Origin of the sequence: Neobacillus notoginsengisoli (genome assembly GCF_003515685.1) — a bacterium.
Taxonomy (GTDB): Bacteria; Bacillota; Bacilli; order Bacillales; family Cytobacillaceae; genus Bacillus_D; species Bacillus_D notoginsengisoli.
The window spans coordinates 405,386-418,866 of sequence record NZ_QWEG01000001.1 but is presented as its reverse complement, the minus strand read 5'-3'; the positions used below and the strand labels follow the sequence as shown (position 1 = coordinate 418,866).

Annotated in this window: 12 protein-coding genes; 4 read left to right on the top strand and 8 right to left on the bottom strand. The window is 42.4% G+C overall.

Annotated elements, in window-relative coordinates; genetic code table 11:
• Window positions 1-226: 226 nt before the first annotated feature.
• From D1B31_RS02220 to ggt, 3 genes are all read right to left on the bottom strand, one after another.
• Window positions 227-1,855 carry a bifunctional metallophosphatase/5'-nucleotidase gene (locus D1B31_RS02220; protein ID WP_118919103.1) on the bottom strand — a complete coding sequence of 543 codons (1,629 nt, stop codon included), beginning with the start codon at window positions 1,853-1,855 and terminating at the stop codon, window positions 227-229.
• A 293-nt stretch (window positions 1,856-2,148) separates the two neighbouring features.
• Window positions 2,149-2,361 carry a hypothetical protein gene (locus D1B31_RS02215; RefSeq protein WP_118919102.1) on the bottom strand — a complete coding sequence of 71 codons (213 nt, stop codon included), beginning with the start codon at window positions 2,359-2,361 and terminating at the stop codon, window positions 2,149-2,151.
• Between the two features lie 123 nt (window positions 2,362-2,484).
• On the bottom strand, window positions 2,485-4,191 hold the full coding sequence (gene ggt, locus D1B31_RS02210) for a gamma-glutamyltransferase (RefSeq protein WP_420846056.1): 1,707 nt from the start codon (window positions 4,189-4,191) through the stop codon (window positions 2,485-2,487).
• Window positions 4,192-4,586: 395 nt separating this feature from the next.
• On the opposite strand from ggt, the gene D1B31_RS02200 reads away from it, so the two are divergent.
• Window positions 4,587-4,790, top strand: coding sequence for a hypothetical protein (locus D1B31_RS02200; protein WP_118919099.1), 204 nt, complete (start codon window positions 4,587-4,589; stop codon window positions 4,788-4,790).
• Window positions 4,791-5,290: 500 nt separating this feature from the next.
• Here the strand turns inward: D1B31_RS02200 and D1B31_RS02190 are convergent, their stop codons facing one another.
• The 3 genes from D1B31_RS02190 to D1B31_RS02180 all read right to left on the bottom strand — a co-directional run bounded on the left by D1B31_RS02190 (window position 5,291) and on the right by D1B31_RS02180 (window position 8,351).
• Window positions 5,291-5,731 carry a hypothetical protein gene (locus D1B31_RS02190; RefSeq protein WP_118919097.1) on the bottom strand — a complete coding sequence of 147 codons (441 nt, stop codon included), beginning with the start codon at window positions 5,729-5,731 and terminating at the stop codon, window positions 5,291-5,293.
• A 3-nt stretch (window positions 5,732-5,734) separates the two neighbouring features.
• Window positions 5,735-6,079 (bottom strand): ASCH domain-containing protein, encoded by a 345-nt coding sequence (locus D1B31_RS02185; RefSeq protein ID WP_118919096.1) that lies wholly within the window; start codon window positions 6,077-6,079, stop codon window positions 5,735-5,737.
• An 88-nt stretch (window positions 6,080-6,167) separates the two neighbouring features.
• Window positions 6,168-8,351, bottom strand: coding sequence for a beta-propeller domain-containing protein (locus tag D1B31_RS02180; RefSeq protein WP_118919095.1), 2,184 nt, complete (start codon window positions 8,349-8,351; stop codon window positions 6,168-6,170).
• A gap of 278 nt (window positions 8,352-8,629) precedes the next feature.
• Here D1B31_RS02180 and D1B31_RS02175 point away from each other — a divergent pair, with 278 nt between their 5' ends.
• Window positions 8,630-9,895 carry an MFS transporter gene (locus D1B31_RS02175; protein ID WP_240035124.1) on the top strand — a complete coding sequence of 422 codons (1,266 nt, stop codon included), beginning with the start codon at window positions 8,630-8,632 and terminating at the stop codon, window positions 9,893-9,895.
• Window positions 9,896-10,527: 632 nt separating this feature from the next.
• On the opposite strand, the gene D1B31_RS02170 is transcribed toward D1B31_RS02175, so the two are convergent.
• Window positions 10,528-11,187 carry a PadR family transcriptional regulator gene (locus D1B31_RS02170; RefSeq protein ID WP_118919093.1) on the bottom strand — a complete coding sequence of 220 codons (660 nt, stop codon included), beginning with the start codon at window positions 11,185-11,187 and terminating at the stop codon, window positions 10,528-10,530.
• A gap of 19 nt (window positions 11,188-11,206) precedes the next feature.
• Window positions 11,207-12,415, bottom strand: coding sequence for an MFS transporter (locus D1B31_RS02165; RefSeq protein ID WP_118919092.1), 1,209 nt, complete (start codon window positions 12,413-12,415; stop codon window positions 11,207-11,209).
• Window positions 12,416-12,914: 499 nt separating this feature from the next.
• On the opposite strand from D1B31_RS02165, the gene D1B31_RS02160 reads away from it, so the two are divergent.
• Both D1B31_RS02160 and D1B31_RS02155 read left to right on the top strand, forming a co-directional pair.
• Window positions 12,915-13,133: a hypothetical protein gene (locus tag D1B31_RS02160; RefSeq protein ID WP_118919091.1), complete on the top strand. Its 219-nt coding sequence runs from the start codon at window positions 12,915-12,917 to the stop codon at window positions 13,131-13,133.
• Window positions 13,134-13,308: 175 nt separating this feature from the next.
• Entirely contained in the window at window positions 13,309-13,464 is a 156-nt protein-coding gene (locus tag D1B31_RS02155) for a DUF1540 domain-containing protein (RefSeq protein ID WP_118919090.1), read from the top strand.
• The last annotated feature ends 17 nt before the right edge of the window (window positions 13,465-13,481 follow it).

The following is a 13,481-nucleotide window of genomic DNA, read 5'->3' as shown; positions in this document are numbered from 1 at the left end:
TTCTGCTCCTCCTTCCATTGGGTTAGTTTCCCTGTACTAAGGAATTTAAACAGTTATGATGAAAAGAGGAACATTTTATCAGGCTAATCCATTGTTTTTGCAAAAAAAGGAAAGTCATATGGTTTCGTTCCCACCATTTTCTCTTCATTTTTCGCATTCATTCCATCCGCTTTATTACAAAAAGAGCTTGCCTTAAAAAAGGCAAACTCTTCGTTAAACTTCCTAATTATTGCGCCGCTGAAATATTGATAATGCGCCCTTCTGCTTCGTAGTTGATTGAAGATGTGAAGCTCTTTACAAAATCAACTGTGGCTTGAAGGTCGTCCGGTCCATGAACGGGATTTTCGCCGTAGGCACGGAGCTTGTACTTGTCAGAGTAATGGTCGTACATGTAATTGTTGACTGTCAGTGTGTACGTTGCGTTCTGGTCAATAGGAGTCCCATCAGCCAAGGTAATTTCAGTCACTTTGCCGGTTGTGCTGTCCCATTTGTAATGGAAACCGCCAATCGAGGCATCAGGCCCGTAAGAAGAAATTTGCGCATTCACAATTTCATCCATCTCAGATCCTTGGACTTCAATTGTGACCAATGTGTTGCCAAATGGCTGGATATTGTACAATTCTTCCCAGGTAATCTCGCCTGCATCCAGGCTGGCACGGATTCCTCCGCCATTCATCATGGCAAAATCGCTTCCCATTGCCGCATTCATTCCATCCGCAATCAGATTTCCCAGGGCATTGTCGCCAAAGTATTCCTTTGTGATATAACCGCCTTGCATAGAGTTTGCTGCTTGTCCGATGACTTCATTCAATTTAGGCGCGATAGCAATTGTGTATTTTTCCAAAATCGCGGACACCTCAGGATCAGGTGTGACTCCTTGTTGAATGACATCAACGATTTCTGCTTCTTTTTTAACAATATCCCCCGTCACTGGATCAATTTCAAAATCGATATCAGCAAAAGCTTTTCCATATTCCCCCGCTTGAACAATCAGCTTATTGTCCACTACGGCATTTACCTTTTGATGGTTGTGGGCGGCAATAATAATATCGACCTTATCATTGATTTCTGTGGCCAATTTTGCAATTTCCCCAGTTGCCGATTCACCGGCCTGGCTTCCAGGAACGTGTGCCAGGACGACAATGGCTTCCACGCCACGCTTGGCTAGTTCTGGAACATATTTGTTGATTGCTGCTGCTTCGTCTGTAAATTCAACATTCGTGATACCTTTTGCAACGACCATATTCGGTGTTTCTGTTGTCGTAACGCCGATGAAGCCGATCTTCTGGCCCTTAACATTTTTTATATAGTATGGCGGGAGTACAAGTTCCCCGCTGTCCTTATACACAACGTTGGCCGCCACCATTGGAAAATCGATGCCGTCATAATTAGCCGTTCCATTCGGATGGTATCCACCGTAAGTTAAACGAAGGAGCTCGTCCACACCTTCATCAAACTCGTGATTTCCAAGCGTTCCTACATCAAAACCGATGGATTCCATAACTTCAACGGTAGGCTCATCTTGAAACAGGGCTGATACAGGCGGGCTGCCTCCCACCATGTCCCCGGAATGGACGATTAGCGTGTTTTCATTCGTTTGTTCACGATCACGAAGATATGTTGCAAGGTAAGCAGCGTTTCCATATGTATTCGGGTCATTATCGAACCGTTCGCTTACATTGATTTTGCCGTGAAGATCGTTTACGCTCAACAATTGAACCTTTACATTTTCTTTTTTCGCAAGACCTGGCGGAACCTTTTGTACATTCGCTGAAACTGAACTTCCAACCATGCCTGTCATCAATAGACTAATTGACATGGAAGCGGCTAACACTTTTTTTCTGAAAAACGACATGAATTTTCCTCCTTAAAAATAATGAATTACAAATTGATTATAAGGAGGATTGGTTAAGAGTTCGATAGGAAATGGTTAAGGGTTTGTAAAATAGGGTGTTATTGCGGAAAAATGATTATTTAGTCTTATTCATAAGTTAATAGACTTTAGTTCTTTTAGGCCAAAACAATGACAACAAATGGATTGTTGCCTATTCGTGATGTATCGGTTAAATAATACTAGAATTAAAATTTTTAAAAAAAATAAATGGACTCCCATTTTGGAAGTCCACCGCATGCCATAACCTTCTTAACTTATTTCTCCTGTTTTGTTTCTGAACCATCATTGTTGTTATCAACGATACCTACTCCAGACCTGTTTTCCAGCGATTGGCCAGTAGGTGCACTTGCAACGCTACCTAATGGATCAAGAGCAGTAGCCATCGTATCCCCAGGAACCGCACCTACATTAAATGCTATTGACCCGCTATCATTCGTGTCACGTTTAGGCTCATTGGTATCAGCCATCCTATTTCACTCCCTTACGTTTTATAGGAAAGTGCTATTTTTAAGGAGCACAGTCCCGTACCTATTTTGTCCAATAAGGGAAAATTTACGATAGGATTTTTGCAGCACCTGCAAAGTTCATACTTACTTCCGTTTCCCTTTTAAATTAATCCCGATTGCGGCGCCATTTCTACTCGAATCCGCGACTCCTTTGAATAGTCCTTTTTCATGGTCAATTAGAATGCTTTGGACATTACCAATTGTGGTAGGTTCAGAGCCGAATCTATGCCCCATTTCATTCAAACTCGCAATGATATCTTGGTTAATTCCTTCTTCAAAACGGTATGAATTGATGTTATTTGTGTAAATTCGCGGCTCTTCTACTGCTGCTTTGAGCTCCATATCATATTCGATTGCATGGAGGATCGTCTGCAGGACGGACGTGATGATGGTCGGCCCTCCCGGTGATCCAACGGTCAAGACTGGTTTACCATTTTCAAACACGATCGTGGGGGTCATGCTGCTCAATGGCCGTTTGTTCGGCTGGACTTCGTTCGCCCCGCCAGGAACGGCATCAAAATCGGTCAGTTCATTGTTCAGCATTATTCCGTAGCCAGGAACCATGATGCCTGTCCCGAAAAGCTGCTCGATTGTCGTTGTGTAAGAAACAACATTCCCCCACCTATCCGCTACTGTAAAGTGGGTCGTCTCTCCATATTTCCGATCATTTGGCTGGCTTGTTGGCGCATAATTGGCACTAGCCTCTTCGTATTTCCATGGATCCCCGGCTGTAACATTCTTGTTCACGCTGTTCAGGCTAATATGCCGCTGGCGTTCCTTAATATAGTCAGGATGCAGCAACCCGTTAATCGGCACATTGACAAATTCAGGGTCGCCTGCATAGGAGGCACGGTCCGCATAGGCAAGATGCATCGTTTCCGCCAACAAATGAACCTTCTCAACAGAATTTACATCGTATTGAGACAAATTAAATCCATCGAGGATTTTTAGCATTTGCAAAAGAAATACCCCGCCGGAGCTTGGAGGCGGCATACTGGCAATTTGGTATCCCTGGTAATCTCCCCAGATAGGCTTGTCGATTGTGACATCATACTTCTTTAAGTCACTGACCTCCATGGAACCGCCGAAATCTTTGACAATATCCGAAATAGCGTATGCTATTTCCCCCTTATAGAACGCATCTGCCCCTTTTGAGCGGATTAGCTTAAAGGTTTTGGCCAGATCTTCCTGGACGAGGATATCACCTTCCTTAAGGGGCCTACCACCCGGAAGGAAAACTTCTTTGGCTTCCGTCCGCGACAGCATTTCCCGATTTTCCGCAATCGCTTCGGCTAAAACGGAATCAATCGGGAACCCTTTGTGGGCAAGCTTGATGGCCGGCCCGATCAGTTGCTGCATCTTTTGGGTTCCCCACCTGTCAAGAGCGGTCTCAAGTCCCTTTAATGTACCGGGAACGCCAACAGCTGTCCCGCCAGTCGCACGGGTCGCAAAAGGAATTGGGTTGCCGTTTTCATCGAGGAACATATCAGGCGTCGCGCCAGCAGGGGCACGTTCCCGGCTGTTCATGATGGTCGTTTCCTTCGTTTTGCCATCATACACCATCATGAACCCGCCGCCGCCAATCCCTGACATCATTGGTTCAACGACATTCAGCGCAAACTGGACCGCCACCGCCGCATCAATGGCATTGCCCCCTTTTTCGAGCACTTCCGCTCCAATTTCAGAGGCAAGCGGATGGGCCGTTGCCACCATGCCATCTTTGCCAAGGTCAACCTGACTATAATCGTCATAACTGAACTTTGGCTTTTTTGCCTGGCCAGTGAGCGGCATCGTCCCAACCAATAATAGAACACTCAGTAAAGCCAATAAACCAACTCGCCAACATTTCCTCAAGCCAACCCCTCCTCAAGATCATTTCAATTCTATGGTAGAGAAAAGCCTGGAAGATTAGCAAATAATTTAACGGAATCTTTTAAATTTTGAATATATAGTCCTAACCCTTTTTTGATAACAGGGTAAATAGGCTTGTTTAACTTTCGCGTTGGCCTGTCGTCTCTATAGGGAAATCTCTGAAAATCTTCTGGAGTGAATGCATTTTGCACAATCCCCCACCTATCAAATATAACTTACTCTTGAGTGGATAAATAAATCAAACATTCCATAACATTTGTCCAAACCTTTCTTTTTTTATTGCATTTCCTAATAAAAAGAGAGGTGATAAAATAATGACAAACGAAAGTTTTGCTGGCGAAGCTAGTTGTCTTGTAGGTGAAGAAGTAGAAATTATTACAACCCAAGGCATTTATAGAGGAACACTTCTATCTGTTGGAAGCGATTCTCTTGTGTTAGAAACTCGAATAAGAGGTCGTATAGTGCGAATGATTATTCGCATAGCTTTGATTGTCGCGCTTTTTAGGTTGATTTTTTGATTTGAGATTCTCTTAATAAGGACGAGGTCGATTCTTTCAAGTGCTATAACGCTTGAAAGAATCAGACTACATACATTTGTAATCTCTACCCATTCCCTCCAATCTATATATCAGTAAATCAATGGCTCCTCCCACTCATTTAGCACGGAGATATAACCTTGGTTTTAAAAACAATAATCCATTCACCAAATATAGGCCTCATTCATCTATACAAACTCTCTTCCTTTTCCAATTTTGTATCCAGCCAATTTATTGTTCACTCCAACATGCAAAAAGAGCTTGCAAAAACACAAAATGCCGTCAAGCATATGGCAGAACTAATAACAGTGCCAGGCACCCCTCATAATACTGAAATCTAAAAACAAATAAAGAATACACAGAAAAGCCATAGGGACCGTCCCTATGGCCTTTTCCTACCCTTTTTTAAAAAAAATTAGTTAAATAGACTTGATTAACTTTACCAATGAATACGGAAATAGGTTTCAATGCTGGAAACATCTTCACCACAAATTCGGTTTCACGACCATTAACCAGAGCATCGCCATCAATAAAATGATGTAGGTCCAGATGGTGCGCTTTAATTTTGCGGTGAGTGCTATTTTATTTGCGCCTTCTTCGGCAAATTCACGAAGTGTTGGAGAGAATGCCCGTGCCAGGAAAAAGAGGGAGGCGAACAGAAGTGCCAGGGTTCCGACAATCCACGGCGTTTTCCATGTCCATGGTCCGAGGATGACGAGCAGCACGCCTGTTCCAACCAGCACATGGCCTGCGTGTTTTGACAGCCGCACGACTGACTTCAGCAAAGCCAAATGGGCATCCAGCTCTTTCTCCACAGCATCAGGCAGTTTTTTCACAATGGGCATTAAAATGAAGAACGGCCCAATGGACGCAATCGCGCTTGCGACGTGAAGGTAAATGATGATTCGGTACAATAAATCCATTTCTTATTCTTCAACAGGACTAAATTCATGCACCCAGACGCGCATTTGCGGAAGCCAAGGCATTCCCGGGTGATACGATAGGATCGACTGCTTGTACGCTTCCACATTTTCAAAGCCCTCACGCTCGGCATCTGCATCAGTCAATTCTCCAAGTGATTGGGAATAGACATTGTCCACGATGAATTTCTTTCCTTTTAACTCCATGATTTCGCCTACATCGGCATAACGGCCGTTACGGCGCGTAGCAGTTTTCTTGCCTGCCAACACTTTATTAACGTCGTCTTCCATTGTGACAAGACGCTCAATCTCACAAGTTTTTGGCGGCAAAGCATTGTTCTGTTCTTTCATTGAAAAACACTCCCTTCCTTTTGCTCATCTATAATATCATAGATAGAAAAAAAGAACGCCAATGGGGAGTGACAGGCACAAGTAACAATTATCTTAGACCGAGTGTTCCGATATGCCTGTATGATTTCAAATCATGGCTTGTGATCTTGCCCGGGGAGAGTGCGTACAAAGTATCGCCGATATACAGGAGACGCTTGATTGCTGGATCGTATTCTTCATATATGGATGGCTGTTCGTTGTCCATATGGGTGATTTTCGACTTAAGAGCAAACCCTTTTTCGGAATCGATGCTGTATACATATGCCCCCTGGTAGTTAAAGATTTGATTATATTCGTTTTCCTTGCTGTTTTGATAAACGGAAATCGGGAAGGCAAACAAATTCTTTTCTTGGTTGAATAACAATGCTTTATGGTCGTCATTTAACGGTGAATACGTTCCTCTCCCGCCGATAATTTCTGTGAATTTCTCTTTAGGATGATGCATGTCACTGACATCGAACAGCGATATTTTGACGCCATCGGTCAGAATGCGCAGCTGTGCGCCCGCTCCTTTTTCCGCAATGATTTTCGTATCCTGCCCGAATCCAATCAGATGGTTCTCATCATATGGATGCAAATAGTTGCTGAAGCCAGGAATCTTCAATTCACCGAGCACTTTTGGTTTTGCCGGATCGCTGGCTTCAATGACGAATAATGGATCTGTTTCTTTAAAGGTGACCATATAGATCCGGTCGCCCATGAATCTCGCTGAATAAATTCGCTCTCCCCGTGCCAATGATTCAAGCTTTCCTGTAGGCTTCAGATTTTTATCCAATATATAGAGGGCATTTGAGGATGGCCTGCTTTCATCCCAGGCATATCCCTTTGTCGTCACGACCCGGAAATGTCCTTCATGCTCATCCATGGAAAACTGATTAAGCACGGTGCCCTGCACGAACGCAGATCCTTGGGATTCTACCTCCAGCCCTTTGATTGAAAACTTATGGATCGTTGTATCCAGTGCTGGCATCTCTGTCCAATCCCCACGTGGATGCTCGGCCCAATTCGTAATCGCGAGATAGAGGTTTTCCTTCGACATGTACATTTGCTCCCCGCTGCCCAGATAAGTGGTGACAGCGGCTTTTTTCCCTGGCTGATTGAGGTCGAACGCCGCAATCATTGCATAATTGGGCTCCTTTGATTCAGGGAAATAATTAATTTCATTATAACTGACAATTTTCTCGGCAGTACCGGATGCTGTATCATAATACTTTGGCCTTATATCGAGTTCTTCGTCTTCACGGAGCAGCCAATATTCCGGGTGATGCATGGTGACCAAATAGACCATGCTTTCCACTTTCCGCGCTGACACATAGCTTCCCTCCAGCGCAACCTCCCGGATCTGCACAGGTTTGGCCGGATTTTTCACATCATATATAACAGCCTTCGTTGACATCATCATTGGTAAAATCTTTGAATCCTTCACCAATTGTTCATATGGTCTCGAAGGATTGTGATACTGATAGCCGATGACAGCCAATTTCCCTTCGTGTAAAAAAAGCTGGTACGGCATAAACTCTTCAGGATAAGAAATCCTCGACAATAGCTTCATGTCCTCCTGCGGCGCAGCATGAATGATCCGGATTTCATTCTCTTCCGCTTGGAAAATATAACGCCCGTCTGTTTTTACGATATCTGCTTCATCCACTCCCTGAACCTGATTATTTGTTTGGGAATAATCAGCATTGGCAGCTGAATCCGCAGATGACTTTTCGCCGCTCATGCTCGACTCACTGGTATCACTTGAAAACCAGCCGCCTCGCGACGTTTTTTCTTCTTTTAATAGATTTTTAAAATAACCATTCAATTTTTCCTTCGATCCTATTACAGGAAGGTCTTCTTTCACCACGAACTTCCAGGATTTATCCCTTCCCAGGTTTCTCCCTGTGGAAGATTTAAGGTCTCTTTTAAAATGGAGGGTGTAAAATTTTGCGTCAAGTTGATACCCATCTCTTGGCGGATCAATATAAACGGTTTTTTGATCGTCGCTAAGGGACAACGCAGTTTTAAATTTCTTTCCTTGATCATCCAAAACAAAGATTGAATCAGAACGAAGACTTTCTGCCGAGATTTTTTCGGTAAACTGAATACTCCACACTTTATTGGCCATGACAATGGCTTCTTCATTTCCTTCCCAGGCGTTGACCACCTTGAACTGAGTCAAGAAGTAGTAAGAAAGCCCAGCTATAAACAGTAATGAAACTCCGCCAAAAATAATGATCCATTTTCTCATCCTGATCCCTCCTGAAAGATTAGACGGATCTACAACCAGCCATGTGTCATGATAGGAAGTGACATTTGAAAAAAATTCACTAATGACCAAAAAAATAGTGTTTCTCAGAGACGGTTCAATGCGAATCACTAACACAGCCCGAAAAGTATCAAAATGCTTTTCGACAAAAAACGAGGAGTGACAGCACTTAAACCAAAATATTTTATAAAAACAAGGGAAGAATAATTGCCATGATTTATAAAGCAATTTTACGTATCAATCATCCCTATTTTTAGAAAATGCCTAGGAAGGCGGTCTCATCCACTATGCGTAAATTAAAAGTGAAACTATGGACGAACCAATACGTCATTATCATCTCATTGACTTTAGTCATGTTCGCTTCTTTTTATATGCTTACAGCAGGCTTCCCACTTTTTATAGCAACCATTAACGGGAATCCTGCAATCGCAGGAACCATGACGACGACTTTAATGTTGGCATCACTCATTACGCGCTTTTTTGCAAGTGTCCTTATCCAAAAAGTTAATATGAAATGGCTCCTCGTTATTTCCCTCCTTTATTTTATGGGCACGATCGGTCTTACTTTTGTCAGCCAATCAATCGGATTTTTAATCTTCATTCGAGCGCTGCAGGGGATTGGATTTAGCATGCTGACGATTTTAGTCGTTACGATATCAAGTAATATTGTTCCAAAATCACGGTTAGGTGAGGGTATCGTTTATTTCGCAATGTCTATGAGCGTTGGGACGACATTAGGGCCACTCATCGCCATTTCTTATCTAGCCCATTATTCATTCCGTTCGATGATGATATTGAGTCTGGGGCTCATGTCTTTTTCCTTTGTGTGCAGCTTGTTCACAAAAAATACGGCTACTAAAGAAACGGAAAACCCAAAGGCCACAACTCATAAACCTTTCTATAAGTACATGTTCGATAAACGAGTCCTTCTTCCGAGTATTTTGGTCGCGCTCAATTATATGGCCATTGCAGGAACAGTCAACTTTATGGGGGCGTTTGGAAAAGAAATCAATGTGGGCGGAAGGATTTCGCAATTTTTCATTGCACAAGGGATTGCAATGATAATCGTTCGGGCTTTCTCCGGTAAAATTTTCGATCGATTCGGCCACAGAATTCTTATTATTCCAGGCGCTATTTCAGGGGCAGCAGGTTTGATTCTTTTAGGATTTTCTACTCGGATGTGGATGGTCTTGGTTTCAGGGGTATTGTTCGGAATCGCTTATGCCATCATCCAACCAATTATCCAAGCGTGGGCATTGACGCTCGTTCCAGCCGAAACAAAGGCAACAGCCAATTCCATGCTCCTCATTTTTATTGATTCTGGATTAGCGATTGGGTCAGTAGCACTTGGATTCCTGGCAAAAAACGTTGGCTACGGCATGACGTTTAGTTTCTCTGCAGGCTTTATGATTATTATTTTGCTATTGTATCTAATTGGAAGCAAGAAGACAGTAACGTCAGGAGCTAAAACAGAAAAATTACCAAGAGCAAAATTCAAACTAACATACGGAAGGAATAAACCATAAAAATAGGGGCTGTACCATGGTCAACATTGACTTTGGGACAGCCCATAATTGACGAAAGAAGCTTTTGCATAAGGTTAGGATTACTCTTTTCAGTTCCACGGAATGAGCCAGCTGAGCTGTGTGGGTTTAAGCCACCGTTTGCGGACGATAGAGCCAGTTAGTGCGGAGAAGGGAGCCGCTGGCTAGTAACGCACAAAGTAAATTGGAATGTTTCCGTTCCAATGGCTGTTCACTTTATCGGGATCTTTTATTCTCAATTATTTGTCAAAACTTCACTGGCCCAAATGATCGAGTTCGTCTATCGCCTCATCCTCTATCGATATGCAGGAGTATAATAGTCTATCTTATACCTTCATCATCGCCTCGTCAGGTAAATACATGTTAAAGAAATACCTAGCTATACGACTTTCGACTGCTGATGGATACTTTTTGATTTCCCCAATCCCTGATCAAACAACAGAGGTTTGAGCTTCATGCAGACCACCACCAAGTTTTCGTTGGTCAATACTCATATGGGGTCTAATTAGCCTGTTCTATACAAGGGGGTTACCTGTTCCTATGATGTTTGAAGTTGTTGTCGTTTTTTCCTTCTTAGACCGTCTGAGAGAGGTGTTACTCTATTCCAACTGTAGTCAATCTTCCTTTTCCTCGAGAACAACCGCAACGTTAAAGTAGTCTTCTACCAATTCCTTAGCCTCATCAAACGGCAACACAGATTCCGTGGAAGTGTCCGCATCCCATAGTGATTTGCAGGCTTCGACCAGCTCAATGGTTTCTTCGCACCATTTAATGTACTGCACTTCCTGTTCTAATCCTCTCCGCAACACAGCTGAAGACATAAGGAGCCTAGGTGTCATGGTTTGCCGCTCTTTAATTGATTCCCATGCTTCCTGTACGGTCTGTTTCATCTCTTTCAGTCGTTTTTGTCGAACTCCCTGATAATATTTCAGTTGAAAGATCACCTCGTCCGCAGAGATATTATCCATGAAAAACACTTGCATGAGAAAAGGGTCTTTAATTTTAGGGGGATCAGGTGGAGACCCTACCCAGTTAGTAATTTCGTCAATGCCCCCATTGGTGATTGAATAAACTTTTTTATGCGGTTTACCCTCTTGGGGAACAAGCTTGCTAGTGATGAGCTCCTCGGCTTCAAGCTTATTTAACTCTGGATAAATCTGAGAGAGATGCGAATGCCAAAAAATGCTCATGAAGTCGTCAAATTCCTTCTTTATATCATATCCAGTTGCATCCCATTTACTTAACAAGCCCAAAATAGCATGCTTCAATGTCATTCGTATTTCATCCTTTCTACTATGTTGATCTGAGTTTGGCTCCCATTCCTAATCGGGGAATGGCCCAGCAGCCGATGACGCCAAGTAATAGCAATATACCGGTCATCAGTTGTATCGTGTGAATGGTTTCAAATTCCCTTAGTAAAAGTCCAGTGATTAAAATACCAGGCAAAGCGACGGAAGTGGTGAGCATATTAAACAGACTGAACGTCCGTGTGTAATAGTCATTATCCACCTCATCTTGCAGATAGGTAACAATCGTGACGTTAAATCCACCTAATGCTATACCTTGTAAGAAGAAGAAGGGAAGAATCCATTGCCAGTTTGTGATGAATAGCAAGCTACCGACACTAATGCCTACTGCAAATAACGGTGGGATGAGCATCCATTTCCTATCTAGTTTTGGATACAGCTTTGGAGCAAGATAAGCCCCAAGCAAAATGCCCATCAGAGAAGCTGTGCCTATAAAACTCAAATTTTCCACTCCTACAGATAATACATCCGTTAAAAACGAGAGTAACACAAGATCTACTGATGTCGCAATGAACATTGCCAGCGTCAAAAAGAGAAACAGCGCTTTGAATTTTGGTTGGTTCCATATATAGAATAAGCCTTCTTTCATCATTTGCAGCTTTCCGCGTGGAGCGTTTTGTTTATTTTTAAAAAAAGGCTGTACTTTTCGAATGAAAAAAAGCGATAGAAAAAGTAAACCCGCTGAAATGAAAAGCAAACCCGAAATAGGGAACAACAATTTGATAAGAAGGGTAGTGATGATTTGACCAAAAATTTTAGTTACCGTGAATCCAATTTGAAACAGGCTGTTTGCCTTTGCGCGTTCCTCTGAACTTACGACATGAGGAAGCAATGATTGATTGGCGGGAATAAAGAACAGTTGTAATACGCTCAATACGAATAGCAACAAATATGCCCATTGGTACGGGGCGAAGTACATAATAAAAGGGAAAAAGCATAACATTGCGACTCGCAATGCATCAGACAAAATCATTACTTTCTGTAGTGTACGGCCTTCAATCCAGCTGCCCACTGGAATGCCGAAAATAGCTACAGGCAAGTAGTAGGCAATGAAAAATAGAGTGAAAGAGTCCGAACTTCCGGATTGTATTTCAATCCATTTCAATAGGGAATAAAAGATCATTGCATCTGCGAATACGCTTAAAAGTCTACCGGATAAAAGATTGCGAAATGAGCGGTTTGTTAATATCAGCATAAATTGCACTCCTCTATTTTGTTATTAAGAGGAAGCATATCAAAACCAATTACATATGTAAATCATTATATATAATTATTTATATATAAAGACGTATGAAAAATTGATAATCTTCCAACCATTTCTTTTACCCCTACGGCAATCGTGGGTAAAAGACATTGCAGAAGTGTTACATTCTTATGGCTGTAAACACTGGTTTGCATGCAACATACAAGAGGTTTTTCTAATCATAGTGGATCTCTGTTCCGCAATGCCTAGCTCATTTTTCCGCCCTGGCTGGCTCAAAACTCCACATGAGTGGCTCAATTCTTCAGCAATATTCACCACGGACTTTTTTGATCAAATAGCCGCGGGTCTCTTCCCGAACTCGGCTTTACGGACTATTCTTGGCAAGGAAAAAATCTTAATAACCTGTAACGGATTTTAGTATTTAGCGTCTGTTTAAAAAATACACATTTGAAAATCCGGGTTGAATCAATAATGAAAGAGAGGTATGCACATGAATGATAAGCTCAAGGGGAAAATTCAAATTCTATTGATTGTTATGATGGTGGGATCATTAGTCGGGGCATTTGTATTATTTTTTGTAGGAAAATACAATTGGGCACTTATTGTAGGAGCCATTTTCTTCATTATCACAACCACAATTGCCCGCGACACGAGGATTACCAATACTCTCTACGCATCCAGCCATATTGACGAACCACATAAATTTTAAAGTTGGCTCTCCCTGCATCTTTATAGAAATGTAAAACACAATGCCTAGCACAACACAAGTTTTGTCGAATTTTTTTTTGCAAAAGACAGAAATAGCTGCACTTAAATCAAATTGGGTTACCTTATTCTAGATTGGGGTACAGAGTGGTACTAACATTCTGGGAGGTGGTATCACCATGAAGATTGAAGTAAAGTGTAATGTAGAAAACTGCAAATACTGGGCAGAGGGCGACAATTGTGTTGCTGACTCCATTATGGTCATTGCCCACCATGACAGACATGCTGCAAACGTTATGGAAACCGCCTGCAAAACATTTGAACAGAAGGAATAACGAACAAACAATCATAG

Coding starts and splice junctions, on each gene's coding strand:
- D1B31_RS02160 (WP_118919091.1), top strand. CDS start 12,915: ATGAATGATAAGCTCAAGGGGAAAATTCAAATTCTATTGATTGTTATG.
- D1B31_RS02170 (WP_118919093.1), bottom strand. CDS start 11,187: ATGACATTGAAGCATGCTATTTTGGGCTTGTTAAGTAAATGGGATGCA.
- D1B31_RS02200 (WP_118919099.1), top strand. CDS start 4,587: ATGACAAACGAAAGTTTTGCTGGCGAAGCTAGTTGTCTTGTAGGTGAA.
- D1B31_RS02185 (WP_118919096.1), bottom strand. CDS start 6,079: ATGAAAGAACAGAACAATGCTTTGCCGCCAAAAACTTGTGAGATTGAG.
- D1B31_RS02220 (WP_118919103.1), bottom strand. CDS start 1,855: ATGTCGTTTTTCAGAAAAAAAGTGTTAGCCGCTTCCATGTCAATTAGT.
- D1B31_RS02165 (WP_118919092.1), bottom strand. CDS start 12,415: ATGCTGATATTAACAAACCGCTCATTTCGCAATCTTTTATCCGGTAGA.
- ggt (WP_420846056.1), bottom strand. CDS start 4,191: ATGCCGCTCACTGGCCAGGCAAAAAAGCCAAAGTTCAGTTATGACGAT.
- D1B31_RS02215 (WP_118919102.1), bottom strand. CDS start 2,361: ATGGCTGATACCAATGAGCCTAAACGTGACACGAATGATAGCGGGTCA.
- D1B31_RS02175 (WP_240035124.1), top strand. CDS start 8,630: ATGCCTAGGAAGGCGGTCTCATCCACTATGCGTAAATTAAAAGTGAAA.
- D1B31_RS02190 (WP_118919097.1), bottom strand. CDS start 5,731: ATGGATTTATTGTACCGAATCATCATTTACCTTCACGTCGCAAGCGCG.
- D1B31_RS02180 (WP_118919095.1), bottom strand. CDS start 8,351: ATGAGAAAATGGATCATTATTTTTGGCGGAGTTTCATTACTGTTTATA.
- D1B31_RS02155 (WP_118919090.1), top strand. CDS start 13,309: ATGAAGATTGAAGTAAAGTGTAATGTAGAAAACTGCAAATACTGGGCA.